17 protein-coding genes are annotated in these 19,880 nt (G+C 57.8%); 7 read left to right on the top strand and 10 right to left on the bottom strand.

Annotation, left to right across the window (positions count from 1 at the left end; all coding sequences use genetic code 11):
* Positions 1 to 2: 2 nt before the first annotated feature.
* Complete coding sequence (locus A5774_RS03800) at positions 3 to 2,027, top strand: DUF6541 family protein (RefSeq protein ID WP_082936089.1); 2,025 nt, start codon at positions 3 to 5, stop codon at positions 2,025 to 2,027.
* A 24-nt stretch (positions 2,028 to 2,051) separates the two neighbouring features.
* The gene (locus tag A5774_RS03795) at positions 2,052 to 2,984 is read left to right on the top strand and encodes a GDP-mannose 4,6-dehydratase (RefSeq protein WP_023018551.1); all 933 of its coding nucleotides are present in this window, start codon (positions 2,052 to 2,054) and stop codon (positions 2,982 to 2,984) included.
* A gap of 60 nt (positions 2,985 to 3,044) precedes the next feature.
* Here the strand turns inward: A5774_RS03795 and A5774_RS03790 are convergent, their stop codons facing one another.
* Genes A5774_RS03790 through A5774_RS03770 form a run of 5 tightly spaced genes read right to left on the bottom strand, consistent with a single transcriptional unit; the run spans position 3,045 to position 7,313 of the window.
* A complete protein-coding gene (locus A5774_RS03790) occupies positions 3,045 to 3,461 on the bottom strand; it encodes a DUF2304 domain-containing protein (RefSeq protein ID WP_156519536.1) in 417 nt (138 codons plus the stop codon).
* Positions 3,462 to 4,154 (bottom strand): glycosyltransferase family 2 protein, encoded by a 693-nt coding sequence (locus tag A5774_RS03785; RefSeq protein WP_021352075.1) that lies wholly within the window; start codon positions 4,152 to 4,154, stop codon positions 3,462 to 3,464.
* Positions 4,155 to 4,170: 16 nt separating this feature from the next.
* The gene (locus A5774_RS03780; protein ID WP_064833442.1) at positions 4,171 to 5,502 is read right to left on the bottom strand and encodes a hypothetical protein; all 1,332 of its coding nucleotides are present in this window, start codon (positions 5,500 to 5,502) and stop codon (positions 4,171 to 4,173) included.
* Between the two features lie 12 nt (positions 5,503 to 5,514).
* Positions 5,515 to 6,408, bottom strand: coding sequence for a glycosyltransferase (locus A5774_RS03775; RefSeq protein ID WP_082936087.1), 894 nt, complete (start codon positions 6,406 to 6,408; stop codon positions 5,515 to 5,517).
* Positions 6,408 to 7,313: a hypothetical protein gene (locus A5774_RS03770; RefSeq protein ID WP_064833440.1), complete on the bottom strand. Its 906-nt coding sequence runs from the start codon at positions 7,311 to 7,313 to the stop codon at positions 6,408 to 6,410. The genes A5774_RS03775 and A5774_RS03770 overlap by 1 nt, the downstream gene beginning before the upstream one ends.
* Positions 7,314 to 7,456: 143 nt before the next feature.
* Here A5774_RS03770 and A5774_RS03765 point away from each other — a divergent pair, with 143 nt between their 5' ends.
* Positions 7,457 to 8,071, top strand: coding sequence for an ADP-ribosylglycohydrolase family protein (locus A5774_RS03765; protein ID WP_064833438.1), 615 nt, complete (start codon positions 7,457 to 7,459; stop codon positions 8,069 to 8,071).
* A 45-nt stretch (positions 8,072 to 8,116) separates the two neighbouring features.
* On the opposite strand, the gene A5774_RS03760 is transcribed toward A5774_RS03765, so the two are convergent.
* Complete coding sequence (locus A5774_RS03760) at positions 8,117 to 10,102, bottom strand: M13 family metallopeptidase (RefSeq protein ID WP_023018555.1); 1,986 nt, start codon at positions 10,100 to 10,102, stop codon at positions 8,117 to 8,119.
* A gap of 28 nt (positions 10,103 to 10,130) precedes the next feature.
* Here A5774_RS03760 and A5774_RS03755 point away from each other — a divergent pair, with 28 nt between their 5' ends.
* Together A5774_RS03755 and A5774_RS03750 are read left to right on the top strand one after the other, a co-directional pair.
* A complete protein-coding gene (locus A5774_RS03755; protein WP_064833436.1) occupies positions 10,131 to 10,868 on the top strand; it encodes a hypothetical protein in 738 nt (245 codons plus the stop codon).
* Positions 10,869 to 10,870: 2 nt separating this feature from the next.
* Positions 10,871 to 11,725 (top strand): PrsW family intramembrane metalloprotease, encoded by an 855-nt coding sequence (locus A5774_RS03750; protein WP_064833434.1) that lies wholly within the window; start codon positions 10,871 to 10,873, stop codon positions 11,723 to 11,725.
* On the opposite strand, the gene A5774_RS03745 is transcribed toward A5774_RS03750, so the two are convergent.
* The 3 genes from A5774_RS03745 to A5774_RS03735 form a co-directional block, all read right to left on the bottom strand.
* Positions 11,726 to 13,324 carry an aldehyde dehydrogenase family protein gene (locus A5774_RS03745; RefSeq protein WP_021352067.1) on the bottom strand — a complete coding sequence of 533 codons (1,599 nt, stop codon included), beginning with the start codon at positions 13,322 to 13,324 and terminating at the stop codon, positions 11,726 to 11,728.
* Between the two features lie 82 nt (positions 13,325 to 13,406).
* On the bottom strand, positions 13,407 to 14,159 hold the full coding sequence (locus A5774_RS03740) for a trypsin-like serine protease (RefSeq protein WP_231892334.1): 753 nt from the start codon (positions 14,157 to 14,159) through the stop codon (positions 13,407 to 13,409).
* Between the two features lie 169 nt (positions 14,160 to 14,328).
* Complete coding sequence (locus A5774_RS03735) at positions 14,329 to 15,270, bottom strand: trypsin-like serine protease (protein WP_231892333.1); 942 nt, start codon at positions 15,268 to 15,270, stop codon at positions 14,329 to 14,331.
* 127 nt (positions 15,271 to 15,397) lie between these two features.
* Here A5774_RS03735 and A5774_RS11195 point away from each other — a divergent pair, with 127 nt between their 5' ends.
* Complete coding sequence (locus A5774_RS11195) at positions 15,398 to 15,571, top strand: hypothetical protein (protein ID WP_023018560.1); 174 nt, start codon at positions 15,398 to 15,400, stop codon at positions 15,569 to 15,571.
* A gap of 136 nt (positions 15,572 to 15,707) precedes the next feature.
* Here A5774_RS11195 and betT read toward each other — a convergent pair whose 3' ends face one another.
* Complete coding sequence (betT, locus tag A5774_RS03730; RefSeq protein WP_024272634.1) at positions 15,708 to 17,873, bottom strand: choline BCCT transporter BetT; 2,166 nt, start codon at positions 17,871 to 17,873, stop codon at positions 15,708 to 15,710.
* Positions 17,874 to 18,102: 229 nt separating this feature from the next.
* On the opposite strand from betT, the gene betA reads away from it, so the two are divergent.
* Positions 18,103 to 19,875 carry a choline dehydrogenase gene (gene betA / locus A5774_RS03725; RefSeq protein WP_027018349.1) on the top strand — a complete coding sequence of 591 codons (1,773 nt, stop codon included), beginning with the start codon at positions 18,103 to 18,105 and terminating at the stop codon, positions 19,873 to 19,875.
* Positions 19,876 to 19,880: the final 5 nt, after the last annotated feature.

The following is a 19,880-nucleotide window of genomic DNA, read 5'->3' as shown; positions in this document are numbered from 1 at the left end:
CAATGGACGCAGCGATTTTCGTCGCCAGTCTCATCGCCGTGGTGATCTTGCCCGGGTTGCTGGTTGGCTGGCGGGCTCGCCTGTCAGTGCCAGTTGCTCTGCTGGCGGCACCGGCGATTACGTTTGGCATCGTCGCTGCTGGTGTACAAATAAGCAACGTGTTTGGGGCTGGCTGGCGCTTGCCGACGGCCGCGATCACCTTGCTGGTTGCCGTTGTGCTGGCGGAATTGTGGGGGCGTCTGGTGCCCGTACCGGTAGCGTCGACGCTAGCGCCGAAGCGCCGTCGTTGGGAAGCAAAAGATTGGCTTCCGGTTGCCGGTGTGGGCGCGGGTGCACTGAGCATCGGCGGAATGTACTGGAATTACTTGGCGGATATGCCACATGGCATCAACAATGTCTTCCAAGGCTGGGACGCGCACTGGCACGCGAATGTGCTGGCGTTTATCAGTGAGGAAGGTATTGCGGCTCCGGGCGAGATGGGCGCGTTGCATCACCAGTTCACTGGAGCCCCGATGTACTACCCCACCGCGTGGCATTCGGTCGTTTCCATTCCTGCGCGCTGGGTGGATCTCACCACGATGGCCGAGTACAACCTCGGGTCCGGCATCATGCTGGCTTTGGTGACTCCTTGGGCAGTGGCTGCATTGGCTGGCCTGCTGGGTGGGCGTGCAGTGGCCGGCATCGCTGGAGCCGGCACCGCGTTTTTCCCGGCACTGCCATGGATCGAGATTCGTGTGGCAGCAATCCCCGCTGCTACCTCAATGATGCTGGGGGTCATGGCGGCGATGTTGACGATCCATTGCTTGCGCGATCGCCGAGCCATCCCCTTTGCCATCTTCGCGTTGTTTGGTGCACTGAGCAGCCAGCCCCAGGGTTTGTTGGTGGCGGTGTTCCTGGTGGTGTTCTACTGGCTTTTCCATGCGCTGTTCGCACCGACGCGCTCACGCTTGGGCGATTTCTTAACTTTGGCCGCGGTGGGCCTCGGTGCAGTGGCTACCGCCATTCCGGCTGCTGTGTTTCTGTTTGGCAACGAGGATGCAGAAGATTTCGGTGATTTCGCCCGTACCTTCGAAGTCCCGGGAATTGACCGCGCGGAAAGCTGGCGTTTGGCTGCGGGATTGCTCACGAGGCACACGAATGAATTTGGCCCTACTTGGCATTTGCTGATCATCGGTGGCATTGGTGCGCTGGTTTTGCTGGCTCGCAAAACCGTCTGGCCTATTTTGCTGTGGGCTTTTGGCGTGGCCTTGTCTGCGCACGCCATGAAGTATTTTGAAACCCCGGTGGGAGATTTCCTACAAGAGATTGTGAGCCCGTTTTATTCGGATGCCCGGCGCATCAACGTGTGGGTATCCATTCTGGTGGCGGCCACAGCTGCTCTACTGCTGGGGTGGATCATCCACAAAGTAGCCGCGGCGATGAACAAAGACCGCATCCGTAAACTACCCGTCACAGTCGGGGCCACCAGCGTCGTGATCGCCATCGTGGCGGGTACTTCCCTGATCACGTTACAAGAACCGGCCCGGGCACTATCTCAAGATTCGCGCTCTGGCCGCCTGGTGAGCGAGCGCGACCTGCGCGCCTATGATTGGTTGGCTGAACAGCCGAAAGCCTATGACGGGCACATTCTTGTGAACCCGGATGAAGGAAGCGGCTGGATGTATGCCTATAACCGGCTTCCTAGCACCGCACGGCATTATTTCTATACCGGTGCCGTAGAACCGGAGCTGACCGCGCTTTTCCACACCCTGGACCAAGCGGGTTCGGGTACTAACGACGGCGAAGAAGTCGACGCCATCCTCAAACGCATGAACATAAACTATGTGTTCATCAGTCCACCGAATTTTTGGGGTCCAGAAAAGCAACCACCCAATGACGTCTTGCTGAACTTGCGAGATACCGCGCCTGGACTCACCGAAGTGTACCGCCACCGCGAAGTCACCATCTACGCCGTCGACGAAATGTTTAGTGCCGCAGAATTGGAAAAGATCCTGGAGAATAGCCCATACCCGCCGCAGACACCATAGGGCGGAAGGCGTAACCTTAGGGGCATGAAGGCTTTGGTTACCGGCGGCGCCGGATTCATCGGTTCTACATTGGTCGATCAACTTTTGGCACGGGGCGACGAGGTTGTCGCCCTAGACAACCTCAGTCGGGGTAACCGTGCCAACTTAGAACTGGCGCGCGACCATGACGGTTTCAGTTTCGTGGAAGCCGACATCATCACCGGCGATCTCGAAAGCATCTGTGCAGAACATGAGCCAGAAGTAATTTTCCACCTGGCCGCGCAGATCGACGTGCGCCACTCCGTGACGGATCCATTGCATGATGCGCAAGCCAATATTATTGGTACGATTCGTCTGGCCGAAGCCGCACGGAAAACTGGGGTCCGCAAAATTGTTGGTACGCCATCCGGTGGTTCTATTTATGGGGTTCCGGACGACTACCCAGTTGATGAATCCACCGCAATTGATCCGCACTCGCCGTATGCGGCCAGCAAGGCAGCTGGCGAGATTTATTTGAATACCTACCGGCACCTCTACGGCCTGGAGTGTTCGCATATTGCACCGGCGAATGTCTACGGCCCGCGGCAAGACCCGCACGGGGAAGCCGGCGTAGTAGCGATCTTCGCGCAGCGGTTGTTGTCCGGTGAGCCCACGAAAGTCTTCGGCACCGGGAGCAATACCCGGGATTATATTTTCGTCGATGACGTAGTCGCGGCCTACCTGGCGGCTTCTGGCACCGCAGGTGGTGGCGAGCGCTTCAATATCGGTACGGGTGTGGAAACTTCAGACCGGCAGCTGCACACCTTGGTTGCCGCGGCCGCTGGGGCCCCGGATACCCCAGAATTTGCCCCGGCGCGGCTGGGCGATGTGCCACGCAGCTGCCTGAACCCAGCCAAAGCTGAGCAGTTGTTAGGTTGGCGCCCGCAGGTAGATATCGCAGAAGGTGTGGCGAAAACCGTGGAATACTTCCGCAGCTAGGACCAGTCGCAGCTAGGACTGGTAGCTACTAAGCCCGGTCACCGCTGGGCCTAATCATTATTAGGCCCGGTTTTCTCTGGCACCGGTTGGTTCCGCATCCTCCGCATTATCCGCGCCCTTAAGATCGTCCGCATCATTCAGATCATCCGGAGCCTGGGCATTACTCAATGCCACCGCACGCGCCAGCCGAGCAAAGCGTAGTTCTTGTTCGCGGAAGCGCAGATACGAGCTGACCGTGACAAACACGAAGGCTACGATCAGCGCATAAAGCATCAAATCGGTTCCCCGCTGCACGCCTACCAGTTGCGCCACCCACGTCGTCGCGTCGGGGAACAGCACCGCGAAAATAGCAAGGATCAGAAATGTCACGAAGCCGATTTTCACGCCGGCTTTCGCGCGTGCCTTGCGGCGGTTGCTCAGGAAATACAGCGTCAACGCGGCAACCGCGATGACCAGCAGAATTTGAATCAACAACATTTAATCCAGCCTCTTTCCCAGTAGCCCGTCGGCAAGAATATTGACACCGTTGAACAGTGACTGGCCCTTCGACATGGAATATTCGGTGTACAGCACGTCGACGGGTTCTTCGCCCACAGCCCAATCGCCGCTGCCCATAATGTCCACGAATTCACTGGCGTGGCTCATTCCGTTCATGCGTAGTTGCAGTGCATTGCCGAAGCGATGCCCCATCACGCGCAAGCCATTGTGGGCGTCGCTTAAGCCCAGGCGTTTTAGCTTCGGCGACAGTGCCACCACGATGCGCAACACGATGCGCTTCAGCAGCGGAACCTGGGAAGATTCGCGTTCGTAAGCGCCAAAACGCGTACCAACAACGATGTCTAGGTCATCTTGGCGCAACCGGGCAATCATATTCTCCACGTCGTGGACCTGGTGTTGCCCGTCGGCGTCGAAGGTGACAAAAATGCGTGCACCGGGTTGTGCACGCGCGTATTCCACGCCGGTTTGGATCGCCGCCCCCTGCCCCAAGTTCACTGGGTGTTGCACCAGGTGCGCGCCGCCAGCCAGGATTTGTTCTGGTGAGCCGTCCTTGGAGCCATCATCAACCGCGACGATATTTGGAAAGGTCTTTCGCGCGTTTGCGATTACGTCACGGATCACCGTCGCTTCATTGAAGCACGGGATCACCAGCCAGACATCGGAATATTTCATCAAACGTTACTATATCCTAATCAGACGCATATTTTGGACGAAGCCGGGCGAGTGTGGCGACATGCCAGGCCACCCCAGCCAAGGGGCCAACCGCGAGGGCCAACGCGGAACGGGTCACCAGATCCAACGGCACCAATAGCAGCAATATATAAGCAATCGCTGCTGCCCACCAGCCGAGGGTATACGAGCGGTGCCGCTGGTGCGCGAGCACCGCCGAACCGGTCAGCATCAACAGTGCAGTTCCCACCGATGCCGCTGTCAATACCGCGAGCACTGAGCCGGGCAAAATGAAATCATCATCCAAAAACAGGCCAAACAACCACGGCCCAATTGCCCAGGCTAAACCTGCCCCGACAATACCGAGCCCAACCAGACCTGCCACCGGGGCACGCAAAGCCCCGAGTGGTTGTTCGCGGCGGCGCAAAAAGAACATGACGACGGCGGATTGGAATGCTGTCAGTGGTACCAGAAGTGGGGCGCGGGTAAGCATCACACAATACAGCAAGGCAGCGATAGGTACCGCGGTGGTCGTCGGTGAGATCGACAGGCTGAGATCCACGAGGGCCGGAAATCCAGTGACCATCAGCGCGGTGGCGACGGTAGCGGCCATGGCAGCCAGGCTGTTGCGCCACAGCTGCCGACCCGTGACATCGACCTCGGCGTGCACGATGCTCCGCCGGTCGCGGGAGGCGGCGATGACGATGATCCACGAGATCGCGCCGCAAACCGTCGCAATCATGAAGCCAATTTGGTAGCCCGCTGGTGGGATCATCTGCACGGTCAAATAATCCAGGGATAATAACCCGGCGATCGCCAAGCGGAGCGCAGCATCCATCCCCAATAAGGCGGCGTAGCGGTTCCACCGGTTTGTGCCTGATAACAAGCCCGCGACGGTTTGTTGCACGAAGATACTCGCGATACCGACGGCCATGAGGATGCCCGCCCACCACGAATGTTCTGGCGCCACCGACGGCGCCCACCACAGGGCCGTCAACGCCGCTAATGCGCCCAAGCCAATACCAATGATCCCGCCTGTGCGCAGTGGATTTGCTGGTTTATTCGGGCGCGCAGCGGTAGTAGCAGCAGGTGCGGCTACTGGTTGTGCGTCTTGCGCTTTCTGCCTTTCCTGCGCTTCTTGTGCTTTTTGCCCTTCCTGGTTTTGCGCCTCCCCCACCGCCCGAGTGGTTTCTTGCAGCATGCCGTTAGCCACAGCCGCGACCGCAAAAAACGACGACCAAAACACCAACCAACGGTCGGCCCCATCAGTGCTCAGCACGGCAGCGGCCAACACCATGACCACATATCCGCTGGCGGCAGCAAACACCATCGCTACAGTCATCCAACGCACGAATTTGCTCCTTTAGCTGTTTCCTGCCCCGGCTTCTGACCGGAACAACACCCGATACGCAAATCGCAGCAGCGGCGGCGGAAGTACCCGGAAAGTATTACGCGCGAAAAAATTAAACACGGCCCGGGGCCACGAGATCAGACCATAGCTGACCAAGTTACGCTGCAGCCGCCATTCGGAAACAAACGCCTTTTTATGCAAGCGGCGTTGAAACATCGCATCGTTCACCCGAAAGTACAATAAAGGTTCCACTAAGTTTGCGGCCTTTGCCCCGTGTGCCAGCATGCGTGCAAGAAAGTCGTAGTCTTCCAACAACGCCACAGGACGATAGCCACCAGCTGCGCGTGCGAGTTCGGTGCGCATGATGATCGTCGGATGGTTGAACGGCGTCACCGTTTTTACTTTCTTGGCAATTTCCTCGGTCGGCGTTCCCGGACGACGCGCCACGATAAGTTCTTCCGGCTCACCGTCACCATCCCCGTCGAATTCATACATGGCCGCACCCACTAGGTCCAGGTCGTCGTCGGCAAGCGCGGCCAGTTGGAACTCAAAGCGGTGCGGCAAGCACACATCATCGGCGTCCATCACTGCGGTGTAGGTGGTTGTGACCTCATCTAAGCTGCGTTGGCGCGCGATGGCAGCCCCACAGTTTGCTGGCAAACGAAACAGCGTGATGCGATCGGCATATTCCGCCAACACCGCGTCCAGCTCCTGCCCAACGGGGCCATCGACGGTAACGAGGATTTCTTCCGCCGGGCGCGTCTGGTGCAGTAAAGAATCCAGGCACGCACGCAAGGCATCGGGCTGGTCCCTGTGATAAACCGACATGATCACGCTGAGATCGGTCTGCAGCCGCGGAGCACTTGGCTCATTTGGCGCATTCGGCTCGTTTGGCTCAATTGGCATCAGCGAATTCCCCACAACTCCGCAATTTCCCGGACTGCCGCACGCGCCGTGGTAGGCGTGGCAACGTGGCGGTGTGCGGTAAGTTGCTGCCGCACCACCCGCTTGCCGACGCCCGCAACCGCAGAAGAATCTGCACTCCCGAAAGTGAGCACCAGGGCGTCGACCAGATCAGCGTGCTCCAGCAACAAATCGGCCCCAGCCCACTTGCCCCACGCGAGCAATTCGTTGCTTTCTGCAGTGGTTTCCGCCGAAGCACGCACTGCCTCCACCGCACGGCGTACAAATGCACTAGCTTCTGCAACAGAAGCCTCCGGCAACAAAGGAAAATGCACGCTGAAAATTGCCCGCTGCGAATAACCAGCCAATGCGGCAATCTCCGGCTCCCACGACATTTCGCGGGCAGCACCGGCATACCACCAGCCACCAACCACCGCGACGGCCACCCCACGTGGGTTTTCTGGCAGGTACCACCGGCCAAACTCATCGTCCCGAGTCTCGATTCCTTGGGCATAGGCCGTAACTGGCAACGAATGATCCACCGCGCTTCCCAGCATGATCATCGCAGCGTGGGTGATGCGGTCCGGCAGGCGGGCCAGGTAATTTTCGATTTCTGCGCGCGCGTCGGCAAGCTGGTTGCCTGGGTGGTCAGTTCCCAACTGGGCTGCGTCGGCCTGTGCAGATGCAGCATACTCAGAGGCATTTTTCCCGGCCTCTGCCTCCCAGCCCGCGGGTTTATCGTAGTGAGCATCAATAAACGACGCCAGCTGCTCCAAGCGTTCGCTTTCCGGCATCTCGCGCTCGTGGCCGCCGATCTGAAAATCGTCGTACATGCGTGCTTCTTCCGCACTTAAACCTTCTGGGCGCTGCTTGCTGACGTTTTTATTGATCGCACTATTTTCCGTCATGGGTTGTAGTTTACGTGGCTAGTCCAGCTGACTAGTCCAGACTTCTAATCCAGGCGTCGGGTCCAGCCGTCTAATCCAGACGTCAGGCAGGCCTGGCTCGGTACTATGGGGCCCAACAGTGATCCATGTGAAAGGAGTCCCTGATGACCGCAGTCGCAGAAATTTTTAATGCGAAGTTACAACCAGGCAAAGAAGAAATCGCCGCACAATACGGCAATATCACCGATTTGCAGGGCTTTTACCGCCTGGTGGACCCGGCCGGGGAAGTCGGCATCGAGGTCTGTGTGGGCACCGACGATTCCGAGCAGCTCCGCCAACTATCACTCAGCTACCGCGCCGCAGACAACCTGGACCCACGCGCGGCAGATAACCCGATCGTGTCCATGCAACATTCTGTACTGGGGCAACGCTCCGTGGCCTACGGACTATGCGATTCCGTCGCCGTCGAACAGTGGGTACGCGCCATGATGACTGGGCAGCGGGGTGCGGCGTTTTCCAACGGCATCATCCCGATTTTCGCCATCCGCGGCACCGGAAAATCCCCCGATGCCCACATCAGCGCAGTACACCTAGACAAGGGCACCGTTGATTTCGCGGAAGGCACCGTCAACGTCGACGGTGAAGTGAAAAACTTTGAGCTGCACTTCCGCACAGAATTAACGCCCAGCGAGCAAGATGAAAAAGACACCTATGGCTTGCTGGGCGTGCACCGCGACAATGGCGAAGAGTATGTCCTCGCCAGCCTCACGGTGAAATAACGCAGGCAGCTGCGTGCTGCATGCTACGAGCTACTTGCGCAGTAGTTACCAAATACTGACGCGCTGCTCCGGCGGCAAATACATCGGCGAATCCGTGTCGACTTCTTCGAAGGCCTCGTAGAATTCATCGATGTTTGCTGCGATCTGGTTACAGCGGAATTCCGCTGGTGAGTGTGGGTCAATGGCCAAGTACTGCTTCGCCATTTCTGGGCGAATCGCAGTGCGCCAGACCCGCCCCCAGGCCAGGAACAACCGCTGTAGGCCGTTGAACTTCCGCTCATAAAGCTCAGGCTGCGCGCCTTCAACCGCAAAGGCTTCCACGGCGGTGTCGTCGTAGCTCATGCCGCGATCCTGCAGATACAACCGGTACGCCACCACGGCGATACCCAATCCTCCCAGGTCGCCAATGTTTTCACCCAAGGTGAACTCACCGTTCACGCCCGGCTTCTCAACGCTGTCGGTGCTCTCAGCGTTGTCGGCAGAACCGTCTGTACCGCTTCCCGCGGCCTGCAGTACTGATGGCACCAAACCATCGAATTGCTGCACTAGTTTCTCGGTCAGCTCATCAAAAGCCGCGCGGTCTTCATCCGACCACCACTGGTTCAGGTTGCCCTGGCCGTCGTAATTCGAGCCCTGGTCGTCAAAACCATGACCAATCTCGTGCCCGATGACGGAACCAATCGCACCGAAGTTCTCCGCGGCATCCGCCTCTGGGTTATAAAACGGCGCGCGCAAAATCGCGGCCGGGAAGGTGATGTCGTTGACCACTGGGTTATAAAACGCGTTGACAGTCTGCGGGTTCGCCACCCACTCGTCACGACGCGCCGGTTTGCCAACCTTGCCCAGCTCATAGTCATGGCTAAACGCAGCCCCGGCGCGCACGTTTGCCACCAGATCGGCACCTTTCGGGGAGAACTCCAAGCCGGAATAGTCCCGCCAGGTATCCGGGTACCCGATTTTCGCCTTAAACTGTTCCAGTTTCTCCAACGCACGTTCACGAGTAGCTTGCGTCATCCACTCCAGCTCAGAGATGCGCTGGCGGTAGGCGCGAATCAGGTAATCCACCAGCTCCAGCATGTCTTCCTTAGACGAGGCCGGGAAATGCTTGTCGACGAAGAGTTTGCCGATCTCCTGCCCCACCACAGATTCCACGATTCCGACAGCACGCTTCCAACGATCGCGCTGCTCGGTGGAACCAGTGAGCTGGCGGCCGTAGAAATTGAAGTTCGCCTCGGTCACTTCTTCCGGCAGAATGCCCGCGCGGGAGAGCAGAATGTGCCAGGTGGCCCACAGCTGCCAGTCCGCTAACCGGTCGTCGGTAAGCAGCCCAACCAGATGTTCCACATAACTCGGCATCATGTTCACCAGGCGGTGCTCCGGCAAGTTGCCACCACGTAGCAAGCGCTGGATCAACTCTGGCAGCTCGTCGAAATCCGTCGGGTTGTAGGTTTTCAGGGCATCGCGGCTAGCAACCACATCCCAATGCCCAGAGGCGATTTCGGTTTCCAGGGCCACGATGCGCTCTGCGGCCACGTCGGCATCCAACCCGAACAGCTTCGCGGGATCCACAAAGCCCAGCATCTTTGCGACGTGCTCGCGGTAGGCAGCCAAGGTTTCCGCATGGGTTTCGCTGCGATAGTAGGCCTCATCCGGGAGACCAAGCCCGGATTGCACCAGGTAGGCCACCGAATCTTCACTGCCAGAATCCTTTTCTACCCAGAACGTCAGCGGGCTGCCGACGCCGACGCGTTCCAGTGCACCCAGGTTTTCTACAAACTCACCAATATCAGCGACAGAAAGCTTGGCGAAGTCGTCGGCAAGCGGTTCCAACCCAGCAGCATTGACGCCTTCGGTATCCATGAAAGAGGCAAACAGGTTACCGGCGCGGCCGTTGTCCTCGTTCACGATCTCGCGAACATCTTCTTCGGCCTGATCACGTAATTTGTGAAAGGTGCCATCCACGGCGCGATCGTCCGGGATCACATGGTTTTCCAACCACGGGCCGTTGACATAGCTATATAGGTCATTCATGTTTGTCTAGTTTACTAGGCTGGCTAGCATGCCCGCTCCAGTTTCTCTGCCCAATCTGCGCCCCACCCAACTGCGCTTGTACCGTAGCCAGCCGCAACGCACCACGTTGCTGTGGGTGGTGCTTGTCCTGGTGGTCGTCGCCGCCATGCTCGCTCCGGTGGTGCTCAACAAGGTCACCCCGTCGGCGCAGCAGGCCACCACCCCCCTGGTGGTGAAAGACCCTGTGGCCGGTGCAGAGATACGCCTAGCGGACCGGGAATGCCCCGTTGATGCCATGGCGCTGACCGGGCAGGGCTGGAACTGCCCTGGTCTACATATTGAATCGCTGACTACCCCGCACGCCGGTGATCCGGACCTGACGCTGCGCCGCATGTTTCGTTTTGTGACGGGCACCGACCTGCCCGAAGGCGATATTCTGCGCGCAGGCGAACAGCGTTTGCTTATCGAGCCCAACGGCCACGGTATCGCCATGTCGACGAGCCAACTCGGCGCTTCCCAGGTCATCGTGTTCCGCGGGCGCATCAACGAAAACTTAGATATTGTCACCGGCTCCTGGCGGGAAATTTCCGGCGAGGAATTGCCAGAAATCGTCCGTGAGCTGCTACAAAGCTATACCGGAACGGGCAGCGATGCGGCAGACAATCCGCTGCGAGCCCCAGAACCACAACCCGTGCATAACGCAGCACCACATCCGAGCACACAAACACACACGAGCGCACAAACACACAGCAACACACAAGCACACACCGTCAGGCGGGTCGCATAATCATGAGTAAATTATTCCGCTATTCGCTATTTTTGTTCATCCTGCTGGGCTTGCCATTCATGGCTCTGCCGGTGCTGACGCATGCTCTCGCCCTCCCCGTGCCAGCGGTAATCAGCACAGTGTTCACTGTGTTGTATTTGGGTATTCTCATCGCAGTGGTTCGCAAGACCCGCCTGTGGCCATACCAGGGCTGGGCACCCGCGTTGTTGGCGGTGCTGTGGGGTGCGGGCACCAGCTACGCGCTGGTGTCGGTGAGCGCACCGTCGATTATTGACCTTGCCGCACATACCGGCGCCACGACAACAGCCGCGTCCTGGGGCGGGGCGTACCCAGAAGAAATCGCGAAAGCCACCGGCGTAGTTTTTATTTTATTGGCGTTTAAGCAGCTCAACCGCCCGTGGCATGGTTTTGTCATCGGCATGCTGGTTGGCTTAGGTTTTGAATCTTTTGAAAATCTGCTTTACGGCATCGTGATGTCGCCGATCCACCCATCCTCAGACATCATGGGGGTTCTGCAGATTTGGGGTGCGCGAGTGTTCCTCGGCCCGTTTTTACATATCGCGTTCACCGGTCTGGCCGGTTGGGGCATCGGTTGGGCATTGTTTGCCGCTGACCGGAGCCTGGGGTGGCGGCTCACGCACGCGCTGGGTTGGTTTGCCGTGGCGTTCGCCTGCCACTTCGGCTGGAATATTCTTGGCGACGACCTCGTGCTGCTCATCGGCAGCAAGATCGTCACCGGAATCGTGCTGTATGTGTCGTTTATCTACGTCTGGGTGGCCGCCTACAAAGCGGCCAAACCCCACGACGAGTTGTATACGGCGGTCAGCCAGTTACCGAATAAGCAACCGACTCACTAGTTACTGCTGGCCAAACTGACCGTGCACGGTAGGCGTCAGGTTATGGTACACGTGCTTGTGCTCCTGGTATTCCGCCAAGCCGACCTCACCTAGCTCGCGGCCGTTACCGGATTGCTTGTAACCGCCCCACTCTGCCTGCGGCAGGTATGGGTGGTAGTCGTTGATCCAGATGGTGCAGTGCCGCAGCCCGCGCACGATGCGCTCGGCTTTGCCGGCATCGGTGGTAAATACTGCACCGGTCAAGCCGTAGATGGTGTCGTTGGCGATCTCCAGGGCTTCGTCTTCATCGCGGAAAGTCTCGATGGTGACGACTGGGCCGAAGGCTTCGTCGTAAACGAAATCCATGTCGGCATTGCGGTCGACGCCGTCGATGACCGTCGGCAAGTAATAAAAACCTGCGCCCAGATCCGACTGCCCGGTGCCGTGCTGGCCGTTGGTGTCCTCGCTGGTGGCAACGCGACCGCCAGAGAGGATCTTCGCGCCGTGCTCGCGGGCTTCTTCTACATAACCGGCGACTTTCTCGCGGTGCTCGGCGGAAATCAGCGGGCCGGTTTCTGCCTTGTCGTCGGTTGGGCCACCCAACTTGATGTTGTTGGCGCGCTTGGCAAACTCTTCGACGAATTTATCGTGCAGCGATTCCTCCACCAGAATGCGCGAACCCGCCGAGCAAACCTGGCCGGAGTGGAAGAACGCGCCGTTCAACGCGTTGTCGACGGCAACGTCGAAGTCTGCATCCGCGAAGATGATGTTCGGGTTCTTGCCGCCCAGCTCCAGGGCCACACGCTTGACGGTTTCTGCCGCGTTGCGGGCGATGAGCTTACCGGTTTGCAGGCCACCGGTGAACGAGACCATGTCCACGTCAGGGTGCGTAGACAATGGGTTACCGCAGTTTGCACCTGCACCGGTGATCAGGTTAGCCACACCGTCAGGCAGGCCGAGTTCCTTGGTGACGGCCATCAACAGCATTGCGGTGTGCGGGGTCAGTTCTGCCTGCTTGAGCACGAAGGTATTACCAGCAGCGATGGCCGGTGCGACCTTATAGGCGACCTGCAGCAGCGGGTAGTTCCATGGGGTAACCATGCCGACGACGCCGACTGGTTCGTGATCAATGCGCGAGCGCACATTATCCATGCCCGGGTCGATCACGCGGCCGGCCTGGTGACCGATTAAGGTGCCGAAATGTTCGAAGGCTGCGGCGATATCGTCCATATCCACCAGAGAATCTTCGAAGCGCTTACCGGTGTCTGCAGATTCTGCGGCGGCGAAGAGTTCTTTATTTTCCCGGATTTTATCTGCAATACCGATGACCAGACGGCCACGGTCCCGGGCTGGCACCGACGACCACACGCCGGAGTCAAAAGTTTCACGGGCTACCTTGATAGCCGCGATGGTGTCGTCATCCGTGGCTTCCGAGACCATGCCCACCGTGGTGCCATCAGCAGGGCAGTTAATGGTGCGAGTGCCGCCTTTTTGCGCCTGGCGCCACTGCCCACCAATGAACAAGCTGGCTGGGGCGTCGTTTCCGGCGCGGTAGACGTCGGCAAGCAAGTCCGTGGTGGTGGGGTCAAACAGCGTGCTGCGGTTATTCGCGTTGGTCAAAATGACACCTTTCGCTTGGGTTTTTCATGTCTGAATATCCCAATTTTACTGCGAAAGGTGGCCCCGCGCTGTGCAAGTTTGCTCACGCCCGTGGCAAGAAACCTTTCAACCGCAACAGTTTATCCATGCCGTTGACCGCTCCATTGCCTAGATTTGGTTCATCTCCATTGCGCGCCATAGTCTGCTTGATCCAGTTGATCTCAGCTGAGATATCGGCCAAGTTCATCGGCGTTCCGTTGCCAGAAATCGCGGAGGCTACGCCGGATAGCTTTCCGTCAATGAACAATGGTCCGCCGGAATCACCAGGCTGTGCATACGCTCCGTCTTTGTGGTGAACGGTGTACATTTTGCCGTTGTTATAGCTGCCGTTTTGATATAAGTTTTTCACTTCTGCCTGGGAGTACGGCAGCCGCTTGTGCGCGGTGCTATCCCAGCCGTAGAAGGTACCCACTTGTCCTGGCTTGGGCGCTTCAGTAGCTAGCTCTGGGTAGCTGTCGAATGTGAATGCGGAATGCGTGGACATACGCACCAGGGCAATATCGCCGGTTGGTGCGTGGTAGGCCTCTTCAGTGCCATCCACTCCAGTCTTTTCGACACCGGTGTGCAACATGTGTGCCGTGGTGCCGTTGCCGAAGCAGTGTTTTGCTGCCAAAACCCAGTGCGGGCTGATGGCAGTTCCGGTACATCCGCCAACGATGACGACGTTTTTCGCCAGTGCATCGTCATCCGAGACCGGAGTGCCGCCCTGCACGGCATGAGCGGACGGGGCGGCAATAATGCTTGCTGCCATTGTTACGGCAGCAGCTAATGATAGCGCAATCTTATTTATGTTCATGCGGGACATAATACTTCATTTGGAAAAGTCTCCATTTCGACTAAAAACCATATGAGAGTAATTTAACAATCCGTTAAGCCCCGCATACCCCCCTGTGTAAACCGCATCAGACGATTCCTCTGCGGTTCATTTCAGCGTGGTCCAAAAAAAGAAATTCCCGGACAGAAATTTACAGGCTGGACGACGACAGCAGCGGACTGCCCTGGTTAGGCCGTGCAGGTTTCGCTGGCTGCTGCTTTCCAGGCTTTGGCTGGGCAGGTTTTGGTTCCTGCTTCTCTGGCTGCGCAGGTTGCGGCTGTGGTTGCTCTGGATTTGGTGCCTGCTCCTGAGTTTGCTGCCCGTTCTCTTTATCTTTTTCTGCCCCCGGCTTCTTCAGCCCCTTCTCCTGCAAAATTTTGTCCATGCCATTAACCGCGCCATTGCCCAGGTTTGGCTCGTCACCGTTTTTCGCCATGGTCTGTTTGATCCAGTCCAGCTGCGCAGAAATATCGGCCAAATTCAGTGGCACGCCGTCACCGGAAATTGCGGAAGCCACACCAGAGAGCTTGCCGTTGATGAAGAACGGCCCACCGGAATCGCCTGGCTGCGAGTACGCACCGTCTTTGTGGTGCACGGTATACATCTTGCCGTTGTCGTAACTACCGTCCTGGTACATACCTTGCACCTCAGCCTGGGAGTGTGGCAGCCGCTTGTGTGAGGTGTTATCCCAGCCGTAGAAGGTTCCTACCTGGCCTGGTTTCGGTTCTTCAGTGGCCAGCTCTGGGTAGCTGTCAAAATCAAATGAGGAGTGCGTAGACATGCGCACCAAGGAAATATCGCCACTCGGTGCGTGATAGACCTCTTCGGATCCTTTAGTGCCGGTCTTTTCAATTCCGGTGCGCACCAGCTTTGCGGTGGTGCCGTCACCGAAGCAATGCCGTGCAGCCAGCACCCAGTGTGGGCTGATGGCGGTGCCGGTGCATCCGGAGACGATAACGACGTTTTTCGCGTTTGCATCGTCATCGGAAACTGGAGTTCCGCCCTGTACGGCGTGAGCGACTGGAGCGGTAATGATGCTTGCTGCCATCGTTGCGGCAGCAGCTAAGGACAGCGCAATGTTTTTTGTATTCATGCGCATTACAATACTTTATTCGGAGAAGTCTTGTACTGAGCTGAATGTGGGTCGCAAGTTATTTAATGAATGCGATAATTTACACACTGCTAACACCGGAGCTGCTGCTTTTTGCTAAGGAGTCCTCATGAGCTATTCAAAACTGGCGCAGTCGTGCATCATTGCCGCATGGGCAGCATTGATCATCCCTATACTGTTGATGATTTTTGTTGACTCCACCGGCGGACTGTGGCTTTTGGTTCCAACTTTCCTGACAGCTGCTGCTGTTACTTCTTTTTGGACAATAAAAGCCACACAATAGCTTCATCCGAACAGCAAGAAACCCCCGGAATCACAGCGGACTGTTGCCTACAAGGTGATCTGGGGGCTTCACTATAGCTGTACTGCTGACGCGCTAATCGCACCTCGGTTACTAGCCAGGGTCAATAACACCGGCTTTATTCGGAGAAGTCTTCCTTCCAGCTGCGAACCGGATCCGAATTATCCGACAGGTCCGAAGAACCACGCAGCGGCGCCTGCATGTGCAGGTACTCCAAATGGCGATCGTAGAGGTCAAGCACGTTATTGATCAACTGATCTTCGTCGTAGCCATAGACGTCAAAGCCCATGGATCCGTTGTTATCGAAGACCTCCAAGCGATAATAATCACTATTTCCGTCCACGAAATCCGGGCTTTCAGTCTGGATTGGGTACAACTGATAACGGAACTCGCGCTCGTCGCCCAGCTGAATTTCCAGGTCCAGCTGCGGCAGCTGACACTCCGGTACCAAGCTGGTGAGCAAACGGGCATCCAGGCCTTCGTTGCGCAACTCGGTGCAGAGTTTCTCCAGCGCAGGAGTGGCGGTGTTCTCGAAGTACGCGGTAATTTCCTCGCCGTTTGGCCAGCGGTTGGCACGACCAATCCGGGATTTCCACCGGGCACCGGCAACACGACCGGCGATCGCGGAGTGCAGCGCCACTGCACGGGAATCGCGTTGGATATTTTCTTGCCGCAGGGACTTCCACAGCGAGAACATCACCATCCACATCACGAAGGCGAACGGCAAGCCCATGATCACCGTGGCAGCCTGCACCGCAGCCACACCACCAATACCCAGCATTCCCAGCGTCAATACGCCGACGGTCAGCGACCAGAACACGCGCAACCACGGTGCGCCATCCTGACGATGGTCAATGATATGCGAGGTGAAGTTCGCCATCACCAGCGCACCGGAGTCCGCCGAGGTGATGTACAACAACAGACCACACAAGGTAGCCAGCAAAATCAGGGCCGATGCACCCGGGTAAGTACCCAGCAGTTCATAGAAACCGGACTCCGGCTGTGCCATGGCGGTTTCGGCAAATTCTTCATTATTGCCACCCATGACCAAATCCAGTGCCGAGTTACCAAAAAACGACATCCACAGCACGATGAATAGGAATGGGAACATCAAGGTACCGATGACGAATTGGCGCAGGGTGCGGCCGCGGGAAATGCGTGCCAGGAACAGGCCGACGAAGGTCGCCCAAGCAATCCACCAGGCCCAGAAGAACAGCGTCCAGGCTTCCATCCACGCGCTGACGGCTTCCTGATCATCCGCGTAGGCGTAGGTGTCCATCACCCAAGCCGGGAAACTCGCCAGCATCGTGCCGACGTTATCGATCAGCGAGTTCAGCAACCAGGCGGTCTTACCGGCGATAAGCACGTACAAGCCCAAGAAAATGGCGACGGCCACGTTGAGCTCCGAAAGACGGCGAATACCCTTGTCGACGCCGGAAATAGCGGAAATCGTCGCCACGATCACGCCGACGGCAACCAAGGTAGCCTGCAAGCCCATGGTCACCTCAAAGCCGAAGATAATGTGCAAACCGTAGCTGAGCTGAACCACACCGATACCCAGCGACGCTGCGATACCGAAAACGGTACCCAGCATCGCGGCAACTTCCACGGAATGCCCAGCAGCACCGTGAATACGCTTGCCGATGATGGGATACAGCGCCGAGCGGATCGCCAACGGCATGTTCAAGCGGTAGGCGAAGTAACCAAAAGCCATGCCCATCAACGCGTACATAGCCCAACCGACGATTCCGTAGTGGAACATAGCCCAGGCCACGGCTTCTTTTGCCGCAGCGTAAGTTTCTGGGTCCGTTGTTGGTGGCTCAAAGTATTGCGTGAGAGGCTCAGCGACACCGAAGAACATCAGGTCGACGCCGATACCGGCAGCGAACAACATCGATGCCCAGGTGTACAGGCTGTACTTCGGACGGGAGTGGTCCGGCCCCAGCCGGATACTGCCGGTGCGAGAAAATGCTACAACCAACACGAAGATGACCACCGCGGTGGCAGTCAAAATATAAAACCAGCCAAAATTACCGGCGATCCAGCTGGTGATCGCGTTCAAGTTGTTTTCCGCAGATTCCGTAGCAATGAAGGTGTAGAGCGCGATTGCCAAGATGATCGCACTAGAAAAACCAAACACCATCCAGTTCGGCTTCGCCACTGGGACGTCATCGCCGTGATCATAGCCGGTTTCTACACGGAAGGTTCCCACCAGCGCCCGCGGGATAAACCGCGAAGCTCTAGTATTTGTCGATTGCGGCTCAGCTTGTTCAGCCACCACCATCTCCTTATTTTACTGTTACGCATATGCTGCTGCGTTGTGCGGATTTTTTGATTCCATTTTGAACCAATTCTCAGTTTTCAAGCTTTTTGACTGTATACCATCACACAGTCATTGGCTAGGGCTATTTTTCACCGCTAGGCTGGAATATTGTTCCGCACACGGCTACCGCCGTGGGCTCTAGCAGTAGAAAGGACACAGCGTGAGCATTTTTTCGCGACTGTTTAATTCCATGAATGCCGCGACCTCGGCCAAAAAAGCGTCGAAAAACTCGGCGCCAGTTACCGACGAGGTCAGCGATGTCGTAGTCGTCGGCGGTGGATCTGCAGGATCGGTGGTTGCTAACCGCTTGACCGAAGACCCTGATACCCGCGTCGTCGTCCTGGAAGCCGGACGCCCAGACAGCATCTGGGACCTTTTCATCCACATGCCTTCGGGCTTCTCCTTCCCCATCGGCGATAAAGACTACGACTGGCTCTACGAAACCGAGCCAGAGCCAGAGATGAATGGCCGCCGCGTACCCCACGCCCGCGGCAAAGTCTTGGGTGGTTCCGGTTCCATCAACGGCATGATTTTCCAGCGCGGCAACCCGCTGGATTATGAAAAGTGGGCAGAAAACCCAGGTCTAGAGCACTGGGACTACGCACACTGCCTGCCTTATTTCAACAAAATGGAAACCGCGAAAGGCGCCGACGCCAACGATCCGCGCCGTGGCCACAACGGCCCGCTGTACCTGTCCCGCGGCCCGGCCACCAGCCCGCTGTTCCAGGCACTGTTCAAATCCGTGCAGGAATCCGGCTACGAGCTGACCAACGACGTCAACGGCTACCGGCAGGAAGGCTTCGCGCCTTTCGACCGCAATATTAAAAAAGGCCGCCGCCATTCGTCGGCACGCGCCTACCTGCACCCAATCTTGCAGCGGGAAAATCTGGAAGTACGCACCCAGGCTTTCACCCGTCGCGTGATTTTCGACGGCACCACCGCCAAGGGCGTGGAATACGAATGGCAGGGTGCTACCCGCCGAATCTACGCAGACAAGGTCATCCTGGCTTCCGGCGCTATCAACACGCCACAGCTGCTGCAGCTTTCCGGCGTGGGCCCACGCGAATTGCTGGAAGAGCACGGCATTGACGTCGTCAAGGAACTGCCAGGCGTGGGTGAAAACCTGCAGGATCACCTGGAAGTCTATATCCAGTATGAGGTAGATACGCCGCATTCCTCGCAGCCTTACCTGCGCAAGTGGCGCTGGCCTTTCATGGGCCTGCAGTGGTTGCTGACCCACAAGGGCCCTGTGGCAACTTCCCACTTTGAGGCCGGTGGCTTCGTGCGCTCCAACGACGACGAAGAATACCCGAACCTGATGTTCCACTTCCTGCCTATGGCGGTACGCTACGACGGCACCCCGGCCAAGGTCAAGCATGGTTTCCAGTGGCACGTCGGCCCAATGTTCTCCGATACCAAGGGCTGGGTGCGCATCCAATCGGCAGACCCACACGTCAAGCCCAAGATGCTGTTCAACTACCTGCGTACCGAGCAAGACCGCCGCGAATGGGTCGAGGCTGTGCACAAGGCACGTGAGCTGATGGCCACCGACGCGATGGCCGAGCATGGCACCCGCGAATTCTCCCCTGGCCCGGCTGTGCAAACCGACGAGGAGATCCTGGAGTGGGTACGCAACGACGGCGAAACCGCTTTGCACCCTTCCTGTACTGCAAAGATGGGCGCTGAGGACGACCCAATGGCAGTGGTGGACCCAGACACCATGCAGGTGTGGGGCACCGAAGGCTTGTACGTCGTCGACGCTTCGGTCTTCCCATCAATCACCAACGGCAATATTTACGCGCCGACGATGATGGTCGCGGAGAAGGCAGCAGACCTGATCAAGGGCAAGAACCCACTGCCAGCAAACAACGCACCGTTCTACCGCGCCGGTCAGGACATGCCGTTGTACGCCGAAGGAGAAGAACGCCGCGACCACGTCGAGGCGCCTAGCTCCTGGGAGTAATGAAA

This window comes from Corynebacterium sp. EPI-003-04-2554_SCH2473622 (assembly GCF_001665955.1).
Taxonomy (GTDB): domain Bacteria; phylum Actinomycetota; class Actinomycetes; order Mycobacteriales; family Mycobacteriaceae; genus Corynebacterium; species Corynebacterium pseudodiphtheriticum.
Note: the sequence above shows the minus strand (reverse complement) of the source record. Positions and strands in the feature narration are given on the sequence as shown.

What these genes read in the sequence shown, in the direction of transcription:
- A5774_RS03800 (WP_082936089.1), top strand. Translation starts at nt 3, where the DNA reads ATGGACGCAGCGATTTTCGTCGCCAGTCTCATCGCCGTGGTGATCTTG.
- A5774_RS03795 (WP_023018551.1), top strand. Translation starts at nt 2,052, where the DNA reads ATGAAGGCTTTGGTTACCGGCGGCGCCGGATTCATCGGTTCTACATTG.
- A5774_RS03790 (WP_156519536.1), bottom strand. Translation starts at nt 3,461, where the DNA reads ATGTTGTTGATTCAAATTCTGCTGGTCATCGCGGTTGCCGCGTTGACG.
- A5774_RS03785 (WP_021352075.1), bottom strand. Translation starts at nt 4,154, where the DNA reads ATGAAATATTCCGATGTCTGGCTGGTGATCCCGTGCTTCAATGAAGCG.
- A5774_RS03775 (WP_082936087.1), bottom strand. Translation starts at nt 6,408, where the DNA reads ATGCCAATTGAGCCAAACGAGCCGAATGCGCCAAATGAGCCAAGTGCT.
- A5774_RS03770 (WP_064833440.1), bottom strand. Translation starts at nt 7,313, where the DNA reads ATGACGGAAAATAGTGCGATCAATAAAAACGTCAGCAAGCAGCGCCCA.
- A5774_RS03765 (WP_064833438.1), top strand. Translation starts at nt 7,457, where the DNA reads ATGACCGCAGTCGCAGAAATTTTTAATGCGAAGTTACAACCAGGCAAA.
- A5774_RS03760 (WP_023018555.1), bottom strand. Translation starts at nt 10,102, where the DNA reads ATGAATGACCTATATAGCTATGTCAACGGCCCGTGGTTGGAAAACCAT.
- A5774_RS03755 (WP_064833436.1), top strand. Translation starts at nt 10,131, where the DNA reads ATGCCCGCTCCAGTTTCTCTGCCCAATCTGCGCCCCACCCAACTGCGC.
- A5774_RS03750 (WP_064833434.1), top strand. Translation starts at nt 10,871, where the DNA reads ATGAGTAAATTATTCCGCTATTCGCTATTTTTGTTCATCCTGCTGGGC.
- A5774_RS03740 (WP_231892334.1), bottom strand. Translation starts at nt 14,159, where the DNA reads ATGAACATAAATAAGATTGCGCTATCATTAGCTGCTGCCGTAACAATG.
- A5774_RS03735 (WP_231892333.1), bottom strand. Translation starts at nt 15,270, where the DNA reads ATGAATACAAAAAACATTGCGCTGTCCTTAGCTGCTGCCGCAACGATG.
- A5774_RS11195 (WP_023018560.1), top strand. Translation starts at nt 15,398, where the DNA reads ATGAGCTATTCAAAACTGGCGCAGTCGTGCATCATTGCCGCATGGGCA.
- betT (WP_024272634.1), bottom strand. Translation starts at nt 17,873, where the DNA reads ATGGTGGTGGCTGAACAAGCTGAGCCGCAATCGACAAATACTAGAGCT.
- betA (WP_027018349.1), top strand. Translation starts at nt 18,103, where the DNA reads ATGAATGCCGCGACCTCGGCCAAAAAAGCGTCGAAAAACTCGGCGCCA.